2 protein-coding genes are annotated in these 2604 nt (G+C 71.2%); both read left to right on the top strand.

Features of this window, described 5'->3' with window-relative positions:
* Positions 1-35: 35 nt before the first annotated feature.
* Positions 36-1388: a putative lipid II flippase FtsW gene (gene ftsW / locus JS521_RS30075; RefSeq protein ID WP_205086094.1), complete on the top strand. Its 1353-nt coding sequence runs from the start codon at positions 36-38 to the stop codon at positions 1386-1388.
* A 6-nt stretch (positions 1389-1394) separates the two neighbouring features.
* Complete coding sequence (murG, locus tag JS521_RS30070; protein WP_007451369.1) at positions 1395-2483, top strand: undecaprenyldiphospho-muramoylpentapeptide beta-N-acetylglucosaminyltransferase; 1089 nt, start codon at positions 1395-1397, stop codon at positions 2481-2483.
* Positions 2484-2604: the final 121 nt, after the last annotated feature.

Below are 2604 nucleotides of genomic sequence, written 5' to 3'. Positions count from 1 at the left end.
CCCTCGCCGCGACGCCCGCCCCCTCCGGCGTACCCCTGCCGCCCGGGCTCGCCCTGCGCGGCCGGCTCGCCACCGGCGCCCGGCGCCCCGAGACGCCTCGCGGCTCCGGACGCGGCGGGTCCGGCTCCCGTACCCCGCGCCCCGGGCGCGGCGGCGGGCCGCGCCGGGCCTTCGAGCGGGCACGGCGGGCCTGGGACCGGCCCCTGACCGCCTACTACGTGATCCTCGGCTCCAGCCTCCTGATCACCGTGCTGGGCCTGGTGATGGTCTACTCCGCCTCGATGATCCAGGCGTTGAACATCGACAAGTCGTCGACGTACTTCTTCGGCAAGCAGTTCGTCGCCGCCGTCATCGGGGGCGCGCTCATGCTGATCGCCTCCAGGATGCCGGTGAAGCTCCACCGCGGGCTGGCCTACCCGATGCTCATGATCACGGTCTTCCTGATGGTCCTGGTCCAGGTGCCGGGGATAGGGCTTTCCCGCGGCGGGAACCAGAACTGGCTCTACCTCGGCGGCCCGTTCCAGCTCCAGCCCAGCGAGTTCGGCAAGCTCGCGCTGATCTTGTGGGGCGCCGACCTGCTCGCCCGCAAGCAGGACAAGCGGTTGCTGACGCAGTGGAAGCACATGCTCGTCCCGCTCGTCCCGGTCGCCTTCATGCTCCTCGGGCTGATCATGCTCGGCGGCGACATGGGGACCGCGATCATTCTCACGGCGATCCTCTTCGGCCTGCTCTGGCTGGCCGGCGCCCCCACCCGGCTCTTCGCAGGGGTGCTCGGATTCGCCGCCGCCCTGGCGTTCCTGCTGATCTGGACCAGCCCCAACCGGATGTCCCGGCTCTCCTGCATGGGCATCATCGGCGAACCCGATCCGGACGACGGCTGCTGGCAGGCCGCGCACGGAATCTACGCCCTGGCCTCCGGCGGATGGTTCGGTTCCGGGCTGGGTGCGAGTGTGGAAAAATGGGGTCAACTCCCGGAACCGCACACCGACTTCATCTTCGCGATCACGGGTGAGGAACTGGGTCTGGCGGGGACGCTGTCCGTGCTCGCCCTGTTCGCGGCTCTAGGCTATGCGGGTATCCGCGTGGCCGGACGCACGGAGGACCCCTTCGTCAGGTATGCCGCGGGAGGCGTGACCACCTGGATCATGGCCCAGGCCGTGATCAACATCGGTGCGGTGCTCGGCCTGTTGCCGATCGCCGGTGTCCCGCTCCCGCTGTTCTCCTACGGGGGGTCGGCCCTGCTGCCGACGATGTTCGCGGTCGGGCTGATGATCGCCTTCGCACGGGAGGACCCCGCGGCGAAGGCGGCCCTGGCCATGCGGAAGCCCGGGGTGAGATGGAAGACGATGAGACGGCGCGTCAAGAAGCGTTCGTCCGGAGAGCGGTGAATTTCGGTGCATGTCGTACTCGCCGGCGGGGGGACCGCCGGACACATCGAGCCCGCGCTTGCCCTCGCAGACGCCCTGCGCAGGCAGGACCCGACCGTGGGAATCACGGCCCTCGGCACGGAACGCGGCCTGGAGACCAGGCTCGTACCCGAGCGGGGGTACGAGCTGGCGCTCATCCCCGCGGTCCCGCTGCCGCGTAAGCCCACGCCCGAACTGATCACCGTCCCGGGGCGGCTGCGCGGCACCATCAAGGCCGCCGAGCAGATCCTGGAACGCACCAAGGCGGACTGCGTGGTCGGCTTCGGCGGTTACGTCGCGCTGCCCGGCTACCTGGCCGCCAAACGGGCCGGAGTGCCGATCGTGGTCCACGAGGCCAACGCCCGGCCGGGCCTGGCCAACAAGATCGGCTCCAGGTACGCCCACGGGGTCGCCGTCTCCACCCCGGACAGCAAGCTGCGCGGCGCCCGCTACATCGGCATCCCGCTGCGCCGCACCATCGCCACCCTGGACCGCGCCCGGGTCCGCCCGGAGGCCCGTGCCTCCTTCGGCCTCGACCCCAACCTGCCCACGCTGCTGGTCTCCGGCGGCTCGCAGGGCGCGCGCCACCTCAACGAGGTCGTGCAGCGGGTCGCGCCGCTGCTCCAGCGCTCGGGGATCCAGATCCTCCATGTGGTCGGTCCGAAGAACGAATTGCCGCGGATCGACAACATGCCCGGGATGCCGCCCTACATCCCGGTACCGTACGTGGACCGGATGGACCTCGCGTACGCCGCGGCCGACATGATGCTCTGCCGCGCGGGCGCGATGACCGTCGCCGAACTCTCCGCCGTCGGGCTCCCCGCCGCCTACGTCCCGCTGCCCATCGGCAACGGCGAACAGCGGCTCAACGCCCAGCCGGTGGTCAACGCCGGCGGCGGCCTGCTGGTGGACGACGCGGCGCTCACCCCGGAATGGGTGCAGGGCAACGTCCTGCCGGTGCTGTCGGACCCCCACCGGCTGTACGAAATGTCCCGCGCCGCCGCCGAGTTCGGCCGGCGCGACGCCGACGACCTGCTCGTCGGCATGGTGTACGAAGCGATCGCCGCGCGCCGCTAGGCGTACGGCGCGATGCGGTGCGGGCCCCCGGGCGGCGGCCCCCGGCGCCCGCGCGGGGGCAGCGGGGGGCGCCCCACGAGATTAAAAAAAAACACGCCCCCCCCAGACGCAGACAAAACGA

The organism is Streptomyces durocortorensis, assembly GCF_016901035.1.
In the GTDB taxonomy this organism is placed as follows: Bacteria; Actinomycetota; Actinomycetes; order Streptomycetales; family Streptomycetaceae; genus Streptomyces; species Streptomyces durocortorensis.
The sequence above is the reverse complement of the archived record's forward strand: the minus strand, read 5'-3'. Positions and strand labels throughout refer to the sequence as shown.